Here is a 15,647-nt window from a genome sequence, read left to right as displayed (position 1 = left end):
TTATAACTAGGTAAAATACCAAAAAAAGCCTTTAAAAGCTAAAAAGTAGTACAGTAAGTTACTGTTTTATGTTAAACTAGAAGATAAGCAAAAAAAATCTAAAAAGACTTTTTCAATTTTCTTAATCGAGGTGAACGAAATGGCACAAAAAATCTCTTTTGACATCAAAGAAGAAATTTTAGTACTTTCTCAGAATGCAAAGGGTTGGCAGAAAGAATTGAATCTAGTTAGCTGGAATGGTAATCCACCAAAATTTGATTTACGCGAATGGTCTCCTGAACATGATAAAATGAGTAAAGGGATTACGTTAACCAATGAAGAAATGAAAAAGTTGACAGATTTTTTAAAAGAGTCTGAATTCATGTAATGAGGACCATCTTTAGGTGTAAACTGTGTAGATAGGAAGGGTAACATATGACTGAACGTGGTTTATTGATTGTTCTTTCTGGACCGTCCGGAGTAGGAAAAGGGACAGTAAGAAAAGCAATTTTTGATAGTGGAGAAATCGATTTTGAATATTCAATCTCTATGACGACTCGTAACCAACGAGTTGGTGAAGAAGATGGAGTAGATTACTTTTTTAGATCTAGAGAAGCCTTCGAAAAATTGATTGAAACTGGCGGCTTGTTAGAGTATGCTGAATATGTAGGCAATTACTACGGAACACCGCTTGAGTATGTAGAAGAAACGTTGTGCAAGGGTAAAGATGTTTTCCTTGAGATCGAGGTCAATGGAGCAAGGCAAGTACGCGAAAAAATGCCTGACGGAATTTTTATTTTCTTAACTCCCCCCGATATTATGGAGCTCAAAACCCGTATTCTTAATCGAGGCACTGAAGAAATAGCTTTAGTCGAAAAACGTTTGGAAAAAGCTGTTGAAGAAATCAAAATGATGGATCACTATGATTACGCTGTTGTGAATGATCAAGTAGAGAATGCAGTCGCTAAAATCAAACATATTATCGAAAGTGAACATTTAAAAGTACCTAGAGTCATAAACAGATATAAAAAAATCGTTGAGGAGATGTGAGAATTATGATGTTGGATCCTTCTATAGATGCATTATTGGAAAAAATAGATTCAAAATATTCTTTAGTAATCGTAGCTAGTAAAAGAGCGTATGAATTGGAAGCAAAAGCAATGCCAATGCTGGAAGAATATAAATCATTTAAAAATGTTGGACGAGCTTTAGAAGAAATTTCAAGTGGGGATTTAGTGATTGATCCTACTACAGTAGAACCAGAAGCTTAATCAATCGATAAAGGAGTGGAACAGCGTAAAAATGTTCCACTCTTTTGTTTTTTTTATAGTGCGAAATCTTTAAGACATAGCGTATATTCAATGCGGCAATCGCTTTATTCCATTCTCTTTAAAGACAAATGGGTTGTTTTTTAGTAGAATAGAGAAGAATGCATGGTTAAAAATGCACTAAAGATCGGGGGAAATCAGAGTGTTAAATGGGAAGAAAATAGCGGTATACATTACTGGCGGTATCGCTGCCTATAAAGCAGCAGACTTGGTAAGACGATTGATCATAGGAGGTGCTGAAGTGAAAGTAGCTATGACATCAGCAGCGACAGAATTCATAACGCCTTATACGTTACAAATATTAAGCAAACACGATGTGTATACAGATATTTTTGACGAAAAGGATTCTGCAAATGTCAGTCATGTTCATTTAGCAGATTGGACTGAGTTGGCTGTTGTAGCACCTGCTACAGCCAATATCATGGCAAAAATGGCTAATGGAATCGCAGATGATTTTGTGACCACTACATTGTTGGCGACAACTGCTCCGATAGTGATTGTTCCTGCAATGAATACGCGTATGTTAGAAAATGCAGCTACGGTACGCAATTGGCGACAGTTGGAGAACGATGGGCACTTTATTATGGAACCTGATACAGGATTTTTAGCAGAAGGTTACGATGGAAAAGGACGTTTTCCAGAGCCGGAAAATATTGTAGAGACTATTCAAAGCTTCTTATTAAAACATCAACAAGACTTGCCTTTAAGCGGAAAGAAATTTGTAATAACTGCCGGGGGAACTAAAGAGCGGCTCGATCCTGTTCGCTACATTACCAATGATTCTTCTGGGAAGATGGGATACAGCTTAGCAGCCGCAGCTAGAGATATGGGAGCAGATGTGACGTTGGTATCTGCATCTTCTGCGTTAAAAAAACCTTTTGGGGTCCAGCTGGTCCCTGTAGATTCTGCAAGAGAAATGTATGATGCTGTTTTTGATCAATTTGAACAAGCGGACGCAGTCATTATGGCAGCGGCCGTGTCCGATTACACTCCTATAGATCAAGCCAGACAAAAAATTAAAAAAAGTGAAGCTGTTCTAACGATTCCTTTAGCTAAAACAACAGATATTTTAGCTACAATGGGTCAAGAAAAAACGCATCAATACTTAGTAGGGTTTGCGGCCGAAACGCATGATGTAGCAAGCTATGCGAAAGGAAAACTGGAAAAGAAGAAGGCTGATATGATCATAGCCAATGACGTTTCCAAACCGCATGCCGGATTCAATAAAGATACGAACGAAGTGACCATTTTTTCAACGGATGAAGAACCGGTGGAAGTATCCGTTAGATCCAAAAAAGAGGTTGCTGAGGAGATCATTCAGCAAGTGATTAAGAAAATGAGCAAGTAAAGGTGTGAAGTGATTTTGAATTTAATCGCTAAAGTGATCGTTGATGTTCCAACGATGCAAACAAATCAACCATATGATTATCAAATACCAGAAGAATTTGCAGAACAAATTTTTCCGGGAATGAGAGTAGAAGTTCCTTTTGGACAAGGGAAAAGAGTTGTCCAAGGATTTGTCGTTTCAGTAGTTGAAGAAGCTTCATTTAGCGGGAAATTAAAAAGAATATCAGGTGTAATGGACTTACATCCCGTTTTGAACGATGAATTGATTCAATTAGGAAAAGACATGGCAGACAGAACATTCAGTTTTCAAATAACGTGTTATCAAACGATGCTTCCGGCAGTATTGCGGGCCAAGTATGAGAAAAGTATTCGTCTCATTGATGAACTGGATGAAGATCAGTTTTTTGAATTGTTCAAAGGAAAAGATGAAATTACTTGGGATGATGCCGTAAACCGCGGAATTTTACCAAGATTGACGCAACTCAAGAAACAAGATGTTGTTGAAGTGGTCTATTCTGTAAAAAATCGTGCCAGTAAGAAAAAAAGAAGAATGGTAAAGCCAGCTCTGTCTTTTGAACAATTGGAAGAGGAAAAAATGAGTTTGCGAAAAACAGCTAAAAAGCAGCTGCGTTTATTAGATATCCTGCAGTCATTATCTTTGTCTGAGCAATCCATCAGTACTCAAGAACTGAGCAAACTGTACGAGCTGCAGTCTCCGGTCATTCGTGAAGCGGAAAAGAAACATTGGCTGACAGTGTTTGAAGAAGAAGTGTACAGAGATCCATTTAAAGAGCAGACCTTTGAAAAAACTTCCCCTCATATACTGACTGAACAACAGCAACAAGCTTTTGAAGCGATTCAATCAGCAGTCACTCATCAGCGGTCAGAGACTTTTCTGTTAAGAGGAGTTACAGGCAGCGGGAAAACGGAGATTTATTTACAAACCATTGCTTCCGTATTGGAAAAGGGCCAAACGGCATTGATGCTGGTCCCGGAAATTGCATTGACACCTCAAATGGTGACGAGTTTTAAAGGTCGTTTTGGAGATGAAGTAGCTGTTTTGCATAGTGGGTTATCTGACGGTGAAAAATTTGATGAATGGCGCAAGATTGAACGAGAAGAAGCAAAAGTAGTCGTTGGTGCTCGTTCGTCTATATTTGCACCGGTGAAAAACTTAGGGGTCATTATCATGGATGAAGAACACGAGAGCAGTTACAAGCAAGATGAAAATCCACGTTACCATGCTCGAGACGTCGCTGCGTGGCGTTCTGAATTTCATAATTGTCCATTGATTTTAGGGAGCGCAACACCTTCTTTAGAATCTCGTGCCAGAGCTCAGAAAAAAGTATATACATTAGTGGAATTGCCTGATCGAGTCAATCAGAGAATGCTGCCGGAAGTGGCTATTGTAGATATGCGTGATGAAGGGAAAAGCGGAAATCGCAGCAGTTTTTCATTAGTATTGCAAGAAAAAATTCGCGATCGCTTGGCTAAAAAAGAGCAGATTGTATTGATGCTCAATCGAAGAGGGTATTCCTCATTCGTGATGTGCCGAGATTGCGGTTTTGTGCTGCCGTGTCCAAACTGTGATATTTCTTTGACACTCCACATGGATACTAAAAGTATGAAGTGCCATTATTGTGGACACGAAGAAGCGATCCCTCACACTTGTCCTGTTTGCAAAAGTTCTAAAATCCGGTATTATGGTACCGGGACGCAAAAAATCCAAGAGGAATTAGAGCAAGTGATTCCTGAAGCTAGAGTTATTCGGATGGATGTGGATACGACTCGTAAAAAAGGTGCCCATGAGAAAATTTTGAGTGCTTTTGGAAACCAAGAAGCCGATATTCTATTGGGAACACAAATGATCGCTAAAGGATTAGATTTTCCGAACATTACTTTAGTAGGGGTGTTGAATGCCGATACCTCTCTGGGATTGCCGGATTTTCGATCCAGTGAAAAAACCTTTCAGCTGCTGACTCAAGTGAGTGGTCGAGCAGGACGGGCTGAATTGACAGGTGAAGTGATTGTTCAGACGTTTAACCCTGAACATTATTCCATTCAATTGGCTAAAAAACACGATTACGATCATTTCTACCAAAAAGAAATGATCATTCGTCATCGTGGGAATTATCCGCCCTATTATTTTACAGTCTCAATCACAGCTAGTCATACAGAAGAAAAAGTAGCCGCCAAAAAAATGTATGACATCGTCAATTTTCTGGCGCCGCAATTGAACCAAAACACGATCCTGTTGGGTCCTACGCCTAAGTCTATTGCGCGGGTCAATAACCGTTTTTATTACCAAGTATTGATAAAATATAAATCAGAACCCACATTGATTCCTTTGCTGCACCAAATCTTAAACGAATCACAAAAAGAAATGGCTAAAGGTTTAACAATTGCGATAGATAAAGAACCGCAGCAATTTATGTAATGAAAAAACAGCAAAAAATAATCACAGTATGTTATCAAGCGAGATAAAGGAGTTTTGCTCAATGAAAATAGTATTTATGGGAACACCAGCTTTTTCTGTACCTATATTAGAATCTTTGGTGGAATCAGATTACGAAGTAATAGCTGTAGTAACACAACCAGATAGACCAGTAGGCCGAAAAAAAGTATTGACGCCTACGCCAGTGAAAGAAGCGGCCTTAAGACACCGTATTGAAGTTTTACAGCCAGAAAAAATCTCTGGATCTCCAGAAATGGAAAAAATTATGGAAATGAATCCTGATTTAATCGTCACAGCTGCATTTGGACAATTTTTGCCTACAAAATTATTGAATGTTCCTCACCTCGGTGCGATAAATGTTCATGCCTCTTTACTGCCTAAGTATCGTGGCGGCGCTCCTGTTCATTATGCTTTGATCAATGGAGAAACCGAAACTGGAGTTTCGATTATGTACATGGAGAAAAAAATGGATGCGGGAGATATTATTTCTCAAAAATCATTGCCGATCACTAGAGCGGATGATGTCGGAACTTTGTTTGACCGCTTGAGCATCTTAGGAAGAGATTTATTGATGGAAACGATCCCTCATATCATTGATGGGACTATTCATCCTATCAAACAAGAGGAAGAAAAAGTAACTTTTTCACCTAATATTACTCGTGAACAAGAAGTATTGGATTGGCACAAAGAAGCCGCAGCCATTGATCATCAAGTCAGAGGCATGCGTCCTTTCCCAGGAGCCTATACGTTTTTAGAGGGCGAACGGTTAAAAATCTGGGCAGTGACACCTTTGTCCAATCAAACCGATCAAGCACCTGGAACGATGATCGATATTCAAAAAGACTGTATATTAGTTGCCTGTGGAAACCATACTGTGGTGCAGCTGGACGAGGTGCAACCAGCTGGTAAAACAAGAATGTCAGCAGCTGCATTTGTCAGTGGGATAGGCAGTAAACTTAATACGGGAGAGGTCTTAGGATAACATGGCAGAACAACCTTCAGCTAAACGAGCGGTGAAGAAAAGCAGCCGCTACCAAGCTATGCAAATTTTAGATAAAACTGAAAAAAGTGGTTCTTATTCAAATCTTCTTTTGAATGAAGCCATTCAAAAAAATAATTTAAGCTCTGCTGATGCACGTTTAATGACAGAATTGGTTTATGGTGTCTTGCAACGTAAAATCACATTGGATTATTATTTGAGTCGATTCTTGAAAAAAAATCAAAAAGTAGATACATGGGTAAGAAACTTATTGCGATTATCCATTTATCAAATGGTTTATTTGGAAAGAATACCAGCGCATGCTATTTTATTTGAGGCTGTGGAGATAGCAAAAACACGTGGTCATGTAGGAATCAGTAAATTTATCAACGGTATTTTACGAAATGCTGAGAGAAAAGGATTCCCAACTGTTGAAGACATAGCTGATCCAGTCGAGTGTCTAAGTGTTTCGTATAGTCTGCCTAAATGGCTGGTAGAGAAATTCATTGCGGAGATCGGATACGAAGAAACGGAATTGCTGGGAGAATCATTATTGTCTCCCAGCCATTCCAGTGCCCGCGTGAATGAAAAATTGACGACCCTGCAAGATGCACTCGATTACATGGAAGAAGAAGGGTTTTATGTGCGCAAAAGTGAACTTTCAGCACATGGAATCGTTAGCGACAGTGGACATTTTGCGTCTTCTGAACTTTTCAAAAGTGGAAAGATCACGATTCAAGATGAGACCTCTATGCTGGTCGCTCCTGCGTTGCAAGTAGAACCACACCATCAAGTTTTAGATGCTTGTGCCGCTCCAGGCGGAAAAACCACGCACATTGCCTCTTTTCTTTCTAAAGAAGCAGGTGGTAAAGTAACAGCACTTGATCTGCACAAACACAAAGTCAAATTGATCAAAGAAAATGCGGAAAGATTGCAAGTAGCAGATGTTGTTGAAGGGTTTGAACAAGATGCTCGTAAGGTCGACGAAATATTTGCCGATGACACTTTTGATCGGATATTAGTAGATGCTCCTTGTTCCGGCTTAGGCTTGATGAGAAGAAAACCCGATATCAAGTACACTAAGAAACCACAAGATTTTGAACAATTGCACACCATTCAATTAGATATTTTAAAACATGTCGCGCCTAAATTAAAATCTGGTGGACTTCTAATCTATAGTACGTGTACAATAACTAGAGAAGAAAATAGTCAAACCGTGGAAGCCTTCTTAACAGGGCATCCTGAATTTGAAAAAGAAGAGGTTTTTGTTGAAGGACCTGCAAAAGAGTGTCTAACGGATGGTTTTTTAACAATCTATCCTCATGATTTTGAATCAGATGGTTTTTTTATCAGTGCGTTAAGAAAGAAATAAACGTGGAAATCTCACAGAAAAGACATCTTTTCTGAGAGATTGTCCTTTTTAGTGTCTTATATTTTCCTTACATAGAGAAAAAGCCACAAGACTTAGATTTGAAACAGGCGAAAAAGAGGTGTCGGTATGAGATTGGTTGTAAAGACCGATAAAGGTAGAAAAAGAGGAACAAATCAGGATTTTGCAAATACATACAAGAATCAAAACGGCTTAACACTAGCTGTATTGTGTGATGGTATGGGAGGACATCGGGCTGGAGATATTGCCAGCGAGATGGTTGTATCCCATTTAGGAAATAATTGGGAAAAAACCGAGTTCGACTCTGCAAAAAATGCTGCGGAATGGCTGGAAGTACGTATCAATCGAGAAAATCAGCGATTGGTCGAAAAAGCCCGTCAGTACCCGGACTTAAATGGAATGGGAACGACTTTAGTAGCAGTCGCAGAAGCTGTGGACGGTTATGTGATTGCAAACATAGGAGACAGTCGTGCCTATCGTTTGATCGATGGTCGCTTAGTTCAAATTACGGACGATCACTCGTTAGTAGGCGAATTGATGAGGAATGGTCAATTGACCGAAGAAGAAGCCTTAAATCATCCTCAAAAGAATGTATTGACACGTTCATTGGGTGTTGAGGAAACGTTGGGAATCGACATCGATACGTATGCATACGGGTCCAATAACCCTATTTTATTGTGTTCGGATGGATTGACCAATATGGTAGCAGATAAAGAAATTGAAAAAATCTTGAATATAACTGAACCGTTGGAAAGCCAAGCGACTATGCTGATTGATTTAGCCAATGAGCGCGGCGGAGTAGACAATATTACTGTGATCATTATTGATTTAAATGGAAGAAAGGAGGTTTAAAGAATGGAAAACGGAAAAAAATTAAATGGTCGTTATAAAATAATAAAACCAGTTGGCAGCGGCGGAATGGCTAATGTTTACTTAGCTCATGATTTGATTTTAGATCGAGATGTTGCCGTTAAAGTCTTGAGATATGATTTTAGAAAAGACCAAGATACTATCCGTCGCTTCAAGCGTGAAGCTTTATCCTCCACTGAACTGGTCCACCCGAACATTGTCAGTATTTATGATGTAGGCGAAGAAAACGATACACAATATATTGTCATGGAATACATTGAAGGTATGGATTTAAAAGATTACATTATCAATAATTTCCCGATTGCATATCGTAAAGTCTTGAATATCATGAGTCAAATTTTGTCAGCTGTTTCTTATGCCCATCAAAATCAAATCATCCATCGAGATTTAAAACCGCAGAATGTATTGATAGATGAAAGCGGCGTTGTAAAAATTACCGATTTTGGAATAGCCGTTGCTGTTTCACAATCTTCTATTACACAAACTAATTCATTACTAGGGTCCGTTCATTACCTTTCTCCAGAGCAAGCTCGCGGGGGAATGGCTACCAACCAATCGGATATCTATTCGTTGGGGATTATTTTATATGAGTTGCTAACTGGCAGTGTACCTTTTGAAGGTGAATCAGCTGTTTCGATCGCATTAAAACATTTCCAAGAAAGTATCCCTTCGGTTAAAAAGTTTGATCCCAGAATACCGCAAGCATTAGAAAATGTGGTATTAAAAGCTACTGCTAAAGAAACAGCTGACCGGTACAAATCAGTTCGTGAAATGGAAATGGATCTTGAAACAGCTTTATCTCCTAGTCGAGTGGATGAGCCGCCGTATGCTCCTGCCAGCATGTTGCAAGAGACGAAAGTCATTACTCCCATATCGGTCACAAAAGAAACGGATTTGGAAGATACCATGGTTATTCCAGTCGTGACAGAAGAACCGAAAGAAGAGTCGGTTCCGGAAAAGAAAAAGAAAAAACGAAGATGGATATGGATAGTCTTGTTAAGTCTTTTTTTCATAGCCATTGGAGTTGCCATCGCGGCTTATTTATTAACGCCTAAAGATGTCACTATCCCAAACTTGGAAGAGATGACGCTGGAAGAAGCAGAAATGGAACTCTCAAAAGTGAATTTAAGTGTTGATGAAGTGGTTGAAGAACCGAATGAAGAGATTGAAGAAGGACTTGTTGTTCGATCAAACCCGACTATCGGCAATAGTGTCAAAGAAAACACACAAGTTGATCTGTTTATCAGTTCAGGAAAAGCAACAGTTGAATTCATGGATTACACGAACGAAGATTATCAGGAAATTCGAGCTGAACTGACTGAGATCGGATTTACAGTAGAGAGTGTGGGAGAAAACAGTGAAGAGATTCCAGAAGGAGCTATCATTTCACAAGACATCGGGGAAGATGAAGAAGTAGTACCATCGGAGACGACGGTTACGTTTACTGTCAGCAGCGGAAGAGCTGGAACTGAGATGAGAGATCTTAATGGATATTCTCAAAAAAGTGTAGAAGATTTTGCTTCTGAAAATGAATTGAGTCTGCAGATTTCGGAAGAATATTCTGAAGAGGTCCCAGTCGGATATGTGATCTCGCAAGATATTGATCCTGGAACGATCGTTTACAAGGGGGATGCATTAAGCATTGTAGTCTCCCTTGGAAAAGAAGATATTCCGGCACGTCAATTTACGGTTCCTGTAACGATTCCGTATCAAAATGCGGCTGAATCTTCCTCGGAAAGTGAATCCTCAGAAAACGAATCGGAAGAAAGTTCGACTGAATCACAGCCTGTACCGAATACTATTGAAATCTATATTGAAGATGCTGAACATAACTTGAACACATTGTTCCAGCAATTTACGATCACAGAAGACCATGATTTAGAAATACCTTTTATTTTAGAAGAAGGAACAACAGGAAGTTACCGTGTTGTACGTGATGGCGAAACGATTGAAGAAAACACCAACGTTGCTGCTCCTGATACAGACGAATAGAATAACCTGCTGTGTAAAATCAACACACTCTCTACGGACAAGCAAAATTATTTTGCCCTAGTCCATGGAGAGTGTGTTTTATTCTTTTTTAAGTTTTTGAAAGCATGAGATTAATGGACGTTTCTGATTTTAGGTTTGCATTCTGGTTCAGAGTTGAGTAAAGTTAAAGAGAAAAGAGAGTTGAGGAGGGCGCCTATTTGCCACAAGGACAGATCAGGAAAGCATTAAGTGGATTTTATTACGTCTATTACCAAGGAGAAACCTATCAGACTAGAGGGAGAGGAAACTTCAGAAACCGCAATCTAACCCCTTTAGTGGGAGATTTTGTAGAATTTGAGAGTGGAAACAAAGAGGAAGGTGTCGTTCAAGAACTTTTAGAACGAAGAAATGAATTGGTACGACCGCCAATCGCAAATATTGATCTAGGAGTAGTCGTGACATCAGCGGTAGAACCGGATTTTTCTACTCAATTATTAGATCGTTTTTTAGTGACCTTAGAGAATAAAGAAATAGAAGCGATCATTTACATTACGAAAACTGATTTAATCGATGATGAGACGTACCAATCTTTAAAAAAATACCAACAGTACTATGAATCAATCGGTTATACAGTGTATTTGCCGACAAATGCTGAAAAAGACCAAGCTGTGCAAGATCTATGCAGTCATTTTGCAACTCATTTGACCGTCTTTATGGGACAATCTGGAGCAGGGAAATCTACACTGCTGAATACGATCTCGCCAGAATTAGTGTTAAAAACAGCTGCGATATCGACGTCTTTAGGACGTGGTAAGCATACCACCAGACATGTGGAATTGATTCCTCTATATGATGGTTTAGTAGCAGATACTCCAGGCTTCAGTGCGATCGACTTGGCAGAGATTGAGTTGGTTGATTTAAGGGAACTGTTTCCAGACTTCGTTCAAGTCCAAGATCAGTGTCGCTTCAGAGGCTGCATTCATCACAAGGAACCAGGCTGTAAAGTAAAGGAACTGGTTGATGAAGGTACGATTGCTGAATACCGCTACGCCAGCTATCTCCAGTTTTATGAAGAAATTAGTCAACGCAAACCCGATTACTCTAAAAAGAAATGAGGAAAACAAATGAAATTAGCTCCATCGATCTTGAGTGCAGATTTTGCCAACTTAGAAAGAGATATTAAACTGGTTGAAACTGGAGGTGCCGATTACATCCATATCGACGTGATGGATGGGCATTTTGTGCCAAATATTACATTTGGGCCGAATGCTGTCAGTGCGATTCGTCCGACGACAAAGTTAACTTTGGACTGCCATTTAATGATTGAAAATCCAGAAAATTACATTGCCGATTTTGCTAAAGCAGGGGCAGACATCATCAGCGTGCATGTCGAAAGTACGCCTCATATCCATCGGACGATCCAATTGATCAATGATGCAGGAGTCAAATCCGGAGTAGTGATCAATCCAGGCACGCCGGTTTCTGTAATCGAACCGTTATTAAGCGATGTAGATTTGATTTTAGTCATGACCGTAAATCCAGGATTTGGCGGACAAAGTTTTATTGAACCGTCCCTTGAAAAAATTCGTCAGTTGAAAGCACTGAAAGATACCAACGACTATTCCTATGAAATTGAAGTGGACGGGGGAATAAATGATGAAACAGTCAAATGGTGTCATGAAGCAGGAGCGACTGTTTTTGTAGCTGGTTCTTATATTTATTCAGCTGATAAACCCTTAGAACGCATGAAACAATTGAGAGAAGCGGTTCAAAAATGAAACACATAAAAATTATGGTCGGAGGTCCGGAAACAGCTCTTCCGACGGATGTTTACGCTGCTGAAAAAGAAGCTGTGATGTGGATTGGTGTGGACCATGGGGCTATTCGGCTGTTAAAACAGAAGATTGTTCCCGCCATCGCAATAGGTGATTTTGATTCAATTACGAAAGAAGAAATGAAGTTTTTAACCACAAAAGTAACGGATGTCCGTTCATTTCCTTCTGAAAAAGACGATACAGATACAGAATTGGCTATCCAATTAGCATTAGAAGAATACTCAGCCGATAAAATATCCGTTTATGGGGCCACAGCTGGACGTTTAGACCATTTAATGAGTAACCTGTTTTTTATCTTCCAGCCAAGATTCCAGCACCAAGCATCAAAAATTTATTTGTACGATAAATTGAATACAGTTTCGTTTTATCTTCCTGGTGAATATACGGTTACGAAAGAAAACGATAAAAAATACATCGCTTTTGTTTGCATGACACCGGTTAAGAAGTTGTCTTTAAGAGAGGTCAAGTACACCTTGGAAGAAAAAGATTATGCTTATCCAATTTCGTTGGCTAGTAATGAATTTAAAGAACAGACTGCTTCTTTTTCATTTACAGAAGGGTTGATTGCCGTAATTCAAAGCAAAGATTGATAGGTATAAACAAAATAAAAAAGCCTAAGCTTGAATGCCTAGGCTTTTTTTATCTTCTTTATAAGTAGAAAAATTATACACGTTCAACTTTTCCAGATTTAAGAGCGCGAGCAGAAACCCATACACGTTTAGGTTTTCCGTCAACTAAAATACGAACTTTTTGCAAGTTAGCGCCGAAACTTCTTTTTGTTTTGTTTACTGCGTGAGAACGGTTGTTACCGCTTCTTGCTTTACGTCCTGTTACATAACATACTTTTGCCATTTTACTTTCCTCCTTTGCCAATAACTGAAGCAAAGCTTCAATCTTCATACCTAAACAATTTAGCATATCTTTATCTTATTTGCAAGATAATTCTTTCAAGTATTTTTACTTGACACAATTAATTTACGATTAGCAAAATAGGGAGAAAAATGAGAGAATAGGTCTATAGATAAGCTGGTTTTCGCTTTTATCTTTTATTCTTCAATATGCTATGCTACAATGTAAGGTAGTTATTTATGACTTTTTAAGTCAAGAGGAGGATTTTAAACATGGCAGTTAAAATCAAAACACAATATGGACTAGTGGATATTTCAAATGAAGTGATTGCTACAGTAGTAGGCGGAGCAGCAACCGAAATTTTCGGGATCGTTGGAATGGCTAGTAAAAATCAAATCCGTGATAATTTAAACGAGATTTTGAAAAAAGAAAATTATTCTAAAGGTGTTATTGTTCGCCAAGAAGATAATGGCGTAGCTGTAGATGTGTATATTATTGTCAGTTATGGGACAAGAATTTCAGAAGTTTGTCGTAATGTACAAGAAAAAGTAAAATACAACTTGGAATCTATGTTAGGTATTTCTGCGAATGCAGTAAATATTTTTGTTCAAGGTGTACGTGTAATACAAGACTAGAAATAGAAGGTTAATGTCACCGTTTCTTGACGTAGTGACATAAGGAGGAAATTAACGGTGAAAGTTGAAAATATTGAAGCGAAACAGTTCCGTTTAATGGTAGCTAGTGGAGCAAAACGATTAGAAAAAAATGCAGAATACGTGAATTCTTTAAACGTATTCCCAGTGCCGGATGGCGATACTGGAACAAACATGAACTTATCCATGACAAGCGGAGCAAAAGCGGTAACGTCAAATCATTCGGATCATGTCGGAGAATTGGCTGGAGCATTAGCTAAAGGACTTTTAATGGGAGCCAGAGGAAACTCTGGAGTTATTTTGTCTCAACTATTTAGAGGATTTGGTAAAGCTTTAGATGGGAAAGAAACGATCAATGCAACTGATTTAGCGAGTGCCTTTACAAGAGGAGTTGAAATTGCGTATAAAGCTGTAATGAAACCTGTTGAAGGAACAATCTTAACAGTGGCCCGTGAGTCTGCAAAAGCTGGTGAGAAAAAAGCTGAGCAAACTACCGATACGATCGAGGTCATGGAAACTGTCTTGTCTTCTGCTAAAAAATCTTTGGCTAAAACACCGGATTTACTACCTGTCTTAAAAGAAGTAGGCGTTGTGGATAGTGGCGGACAAGGACTAGTTTATGTTTTTGAAGGCTTTTTAGAAGCATTATCTGGTAAAGTCGTTGAAGAAGAAGTATATCAACCTACTGAAAGTGAAATGACAGATATGATCAATGCTGAACACCACAGGGGAGTTCACAACCATATCGCAACGGAAGATATTCAATATGGTTACTGTACTGAGATCATGGTTCATATTGGAAAAGGAGAAACTGTCGATAGTGAATTTGATTACGATACTTTCCGCAATCAATTGAGCGAAATCGGTGATTCTTTACTAGTTGTCAATGATGATGAGATTATTAAAGTTCATGTGCATACTGAAAAACCAGGTGAAGTGATGAATTATGGTCAAAAATTTGGTTCACTGGTCAAAATCAAAGTAGACAATATGCGTGAACAACATGACGCATTGATGGACAATGATCAGCCTGCTAAACCGACTAAAAAAGTTCCTTACGGTATTATTGCTGTAGCAGCTGGTGAAGGTATCCAAGACCTATTCAAAAGTTTAGGGGCTAATTACATCATCAATGGCGGACAAACAATGAACCCTAGTACAGAGGATATTTTAAAAGCGATTGATGCAGTAAATGCAGAACAAGTTTTGGTGTTGCCAAACAATAAAAATATCTTTATGGCTGCAGAACAAGCTGCTCAAGAGAGTGAGATTCCTGTAGCTGTGATTCCAAGTCGTACGATTTCTCAAGGAATGACTTCTATGTTGGCCTTTAATGAGCAAAATGATTTAGAGACTAACAAAGCAGAAATGAGCAGTGAGTTGGAAAATGTCATCAGTGGACAAGTTACTAACGCTGTACGTGACACTGAAATCAACGGTGTTAAGATCAAAAAAGATGACTTTATGGGACTTGTAGACGGAGATATTGTTTTGTCTAAAGAAAAGCGTAAAGAGGCTGCTATTGAAACGTTACAACAAATGCTTACCGAAGATAGCGAAATTGTAACGATTCTTTTAGGTGAAGGTGTGCCGCAAAAAGAAGCTGAAGAAATTGCGTCAGAAATTGAAGCTCAATTCTCAGATATAGAAGTTGAAATTCATGAAGGTAAACAGCCTGTTTATCCTTACCTTCTTTCTGTAGAATAAAATCAAGAGTAGACAAAAATAAATCGATTTTCTATTTTATTTCTGTCTACTTTTGATTGATTTAATTCAGTCAGGAAGCATGATAAAGCACTACATAGAGAAAGAGGATGAAAAACACCTAAAACTACACAAGTATTATTCATCCTCTGATTGCTACTGTTGGTTTTTAAAACTCAACTCAACTAAACAGTATGATGTGTAGTATAAAAGGAGCTTGGATTCTATCCCGGCTCCTTTTATAGATATTACCTAATAAAAGGAGGCTTGAGACAATCTGAAGAAAA

The 15,647-nt window shown here is 38.7% G+C and carries 15 protein-coding genes; 14 read left to right on the top strand and 1 reads right to left on the bottom strand.

Features of this window, described 5'->3' with window-relative positions:
* Positions 1-139: 139 nt before the first annotated feature.
* From ACEN4L_RS00550 to ACEN4L_RS00495, 12 genes are all read left to right on the top strand, one after another.
* Positions 140-367 (top strand): YdbC family protein, encoded by a 228-nt coding sequence (locus tag ACEN4L_RS00550; RefSeq protein WP_204210730.1) that lies wholly within the window; start codon positions 140-142, stop codon positions 365-367.
* A 47-nt stretch (positions 368-414) separates the two neighbouring features.
* The gene (gene gmk, locus ACEN4L_RS00545; RefSeq protein ID WP_407095378.1) at positions 415-1,029 is read left to right on the top strand and encodes a guanylate kinase; all 615 of its coding nucleotides are present in this window, start codon (positions 415-417) and stop codon (positions 1,027-1,029) included.
* A 5-nt stretch (positions 1,030-1,034) separates the two neighbouring features.
* Positions 1,035-1,250, top strand: coding sequence for a DNA-directed RNA polymerase subunit omega (gene rpoZ, locus ACEN4L_RS00540; protein WP_304511187.1), 216 nt, complete (start codon positions 1,035-1,037; stop codon positions 1,248-1,250).
* Positions 1,251-1,449: 199 nt separating this feature from the next.
* Complete coding sequence (gene coaBC / locus ACEN4L_RS00535) at positions 1,450-2,655, top strand: bifunctional phosphopantothenoylcysteine decarboxylase/phosphopantothenate--cysteine ligase CoaBC (RefSeq protein WP_407095376.1); 1,206 nt, start codon at positions 1,450-1,452, stop codon at positions 2,653-2,655.
* Between the two features lie 15 nt (positions 2,656-2,670).
* Positions 2,671-5,091: a primosomal protein N' gene (gene priA / locus ACEN4L_RS00530; protein ID WP_407095375.1), complete on the top strand. Its 2,421-nt coding sequence runs from the start codon at positions 2,671-2,673 to the stop codon at positions 5,089-5,091.
* A gap of 61 nt (positions 5,092-5,152) precedes the next feature.
* Positions 5,153-6,091, top strand: a complete 939-nt coding sequence (fmt, locus tag ACEN4L_RS00525; protein ID WP_407095374.1) for a methionyl-tRNA formyltransferase — start codon at positions 5,153-5,155, stop codon at positions 6,089-6,091.
* A 1-nt stretch (position 6,092) separates the two neighbouring features.
* Entirely contained in the window at positions 6,093-7,460 is a 1,368-nt protein-coding gene (rsmB, locus tag ACEN4L_RS00520) for a 16S rRNA (cytosine(967)-C(5))-methyltransferase RsmB (protein ID WP_407095372.1), read from the top strand.
* Between the two features lie 126 nt (positions 7,461-7,586).
* On the top strand, positions 7,587-8,330 hold the full coding sequence (locus ACEN4L_RS00515; RefSeq protein ID WP_407095371.1) for a Stp1/IreP family PP2C-type Ser/Thr phosphatase: 744 nt from the start codon (positions 7,587-7,589) through the stop codon (positions 8,328-8,330).
* Positions 8,331-8,333: 3 nt separating this feature from the next.
* Positions 8,334-10,340: a Stk1 family PASTA domain-containing Ser/Thr kinase gene (gene pknB / locus ACEN4L_RS00510; protein ID WP_407095369.1), complete on the top strand. Its 2,007-nt coding sequence runs from the start codon at positions 8,334-8,336 to the stop codon at positions 10,338-10,340.
* Positions 10,341-10,537: 197 nt separating this feature from the next.
* Positions 10,538-11,434 (top strand): ribosome small subunit-dependent GTPase A, encoded by an 897-nt coding sequence (rsgA, locus tag ACEN4L_RS00505; RefSeq protein WP_407095368.1) that lies wholly within the window; start codon positions 10,538-10,540, stop codon positions 11,432-11,434.
* Positions 11,435-11,443: 9 nt separating this feature from the next.
* Positions 11,444-12,097: a ribulose-phosphate 3-epimerase gene (rpe, locus tag ACEN4L_RS00500; protein ID WP_407095367.1), complete on the top strand. Its 654-nt coding sequence runs from the start codon at positions 11,444-11,446 to the stop codon at positions 12,095-12,097.
* Entirely contained in the window at positions 12,094-12,744 is a 651-nt protein-coding gene (locus ACEN4L_RS00495) for a thiamine diphosphokinase (protein WP_407095366.1), read from the top strand. Before rpe ends, ACEN4L_RS00495 begins: the two co-directional genes overlap by 4 nt.
* A 73-nt stretch (positions 12,745-12,817) precedes the next feature.
* Here the strand turns inward: ACEN4L_RS00495 and rpmB are convergent, their stop codons facing one another.
* Entirely contained in the window at positions 12,818-13,006 is a 189-nt protein-coding gene (gene rpmB, locus ACEN4L_RS00490) for a 50S ribosomal protein L28 (protein ID WP_204210741.1), read from the bottom strand.
* A gap of 269 nt (positions 13,007-13,275) precedes the next feature.
* On the opposite strand from rpmB, the gene ACEN4L_RS00485 reads away from it, so the two are divergent.
* Complete coding sequence (locus ACEN4L_RS00485) at positions 13,276-13,638, top strand: Asp23/Gls24 family envelope stress response protein (RefSeq protein WP_204210742.1); 363 nt, start codon at positions 13,276-13,278, stop codon at positions 13,636-13,638.
* Positions 13,639-13,695: 57 nt separating this feature from the next.
* Positions 13,696-15,363: a DAK2 domain-containing protein gene (locus tag ACEN4L_RS00480; protein WP_407095365.1), complete on the top strand. Its 1,668-nt coding sequence runs from the start codon at positions 13,696-13,698 to the stop codon at positions 15,361-15,363.
* Positions 15,364-15,647: the final 284 nt, after the last annotated feature.

Origin of the sequence: Desemzia sp. FAM 23988, assembly GCF_045528365.1 — a bacterium.
In the GTDB taxonomy this organism is placed as follows: Bacteria; Bacillota; Bacilli; order Lactobacillales; family Carnobacteriaceae; genus Desemzia.
Note: the sequence above shows the minus strand (reverse complement) of the source record. Positions and strands in the feature narration are given on the sequence as shown.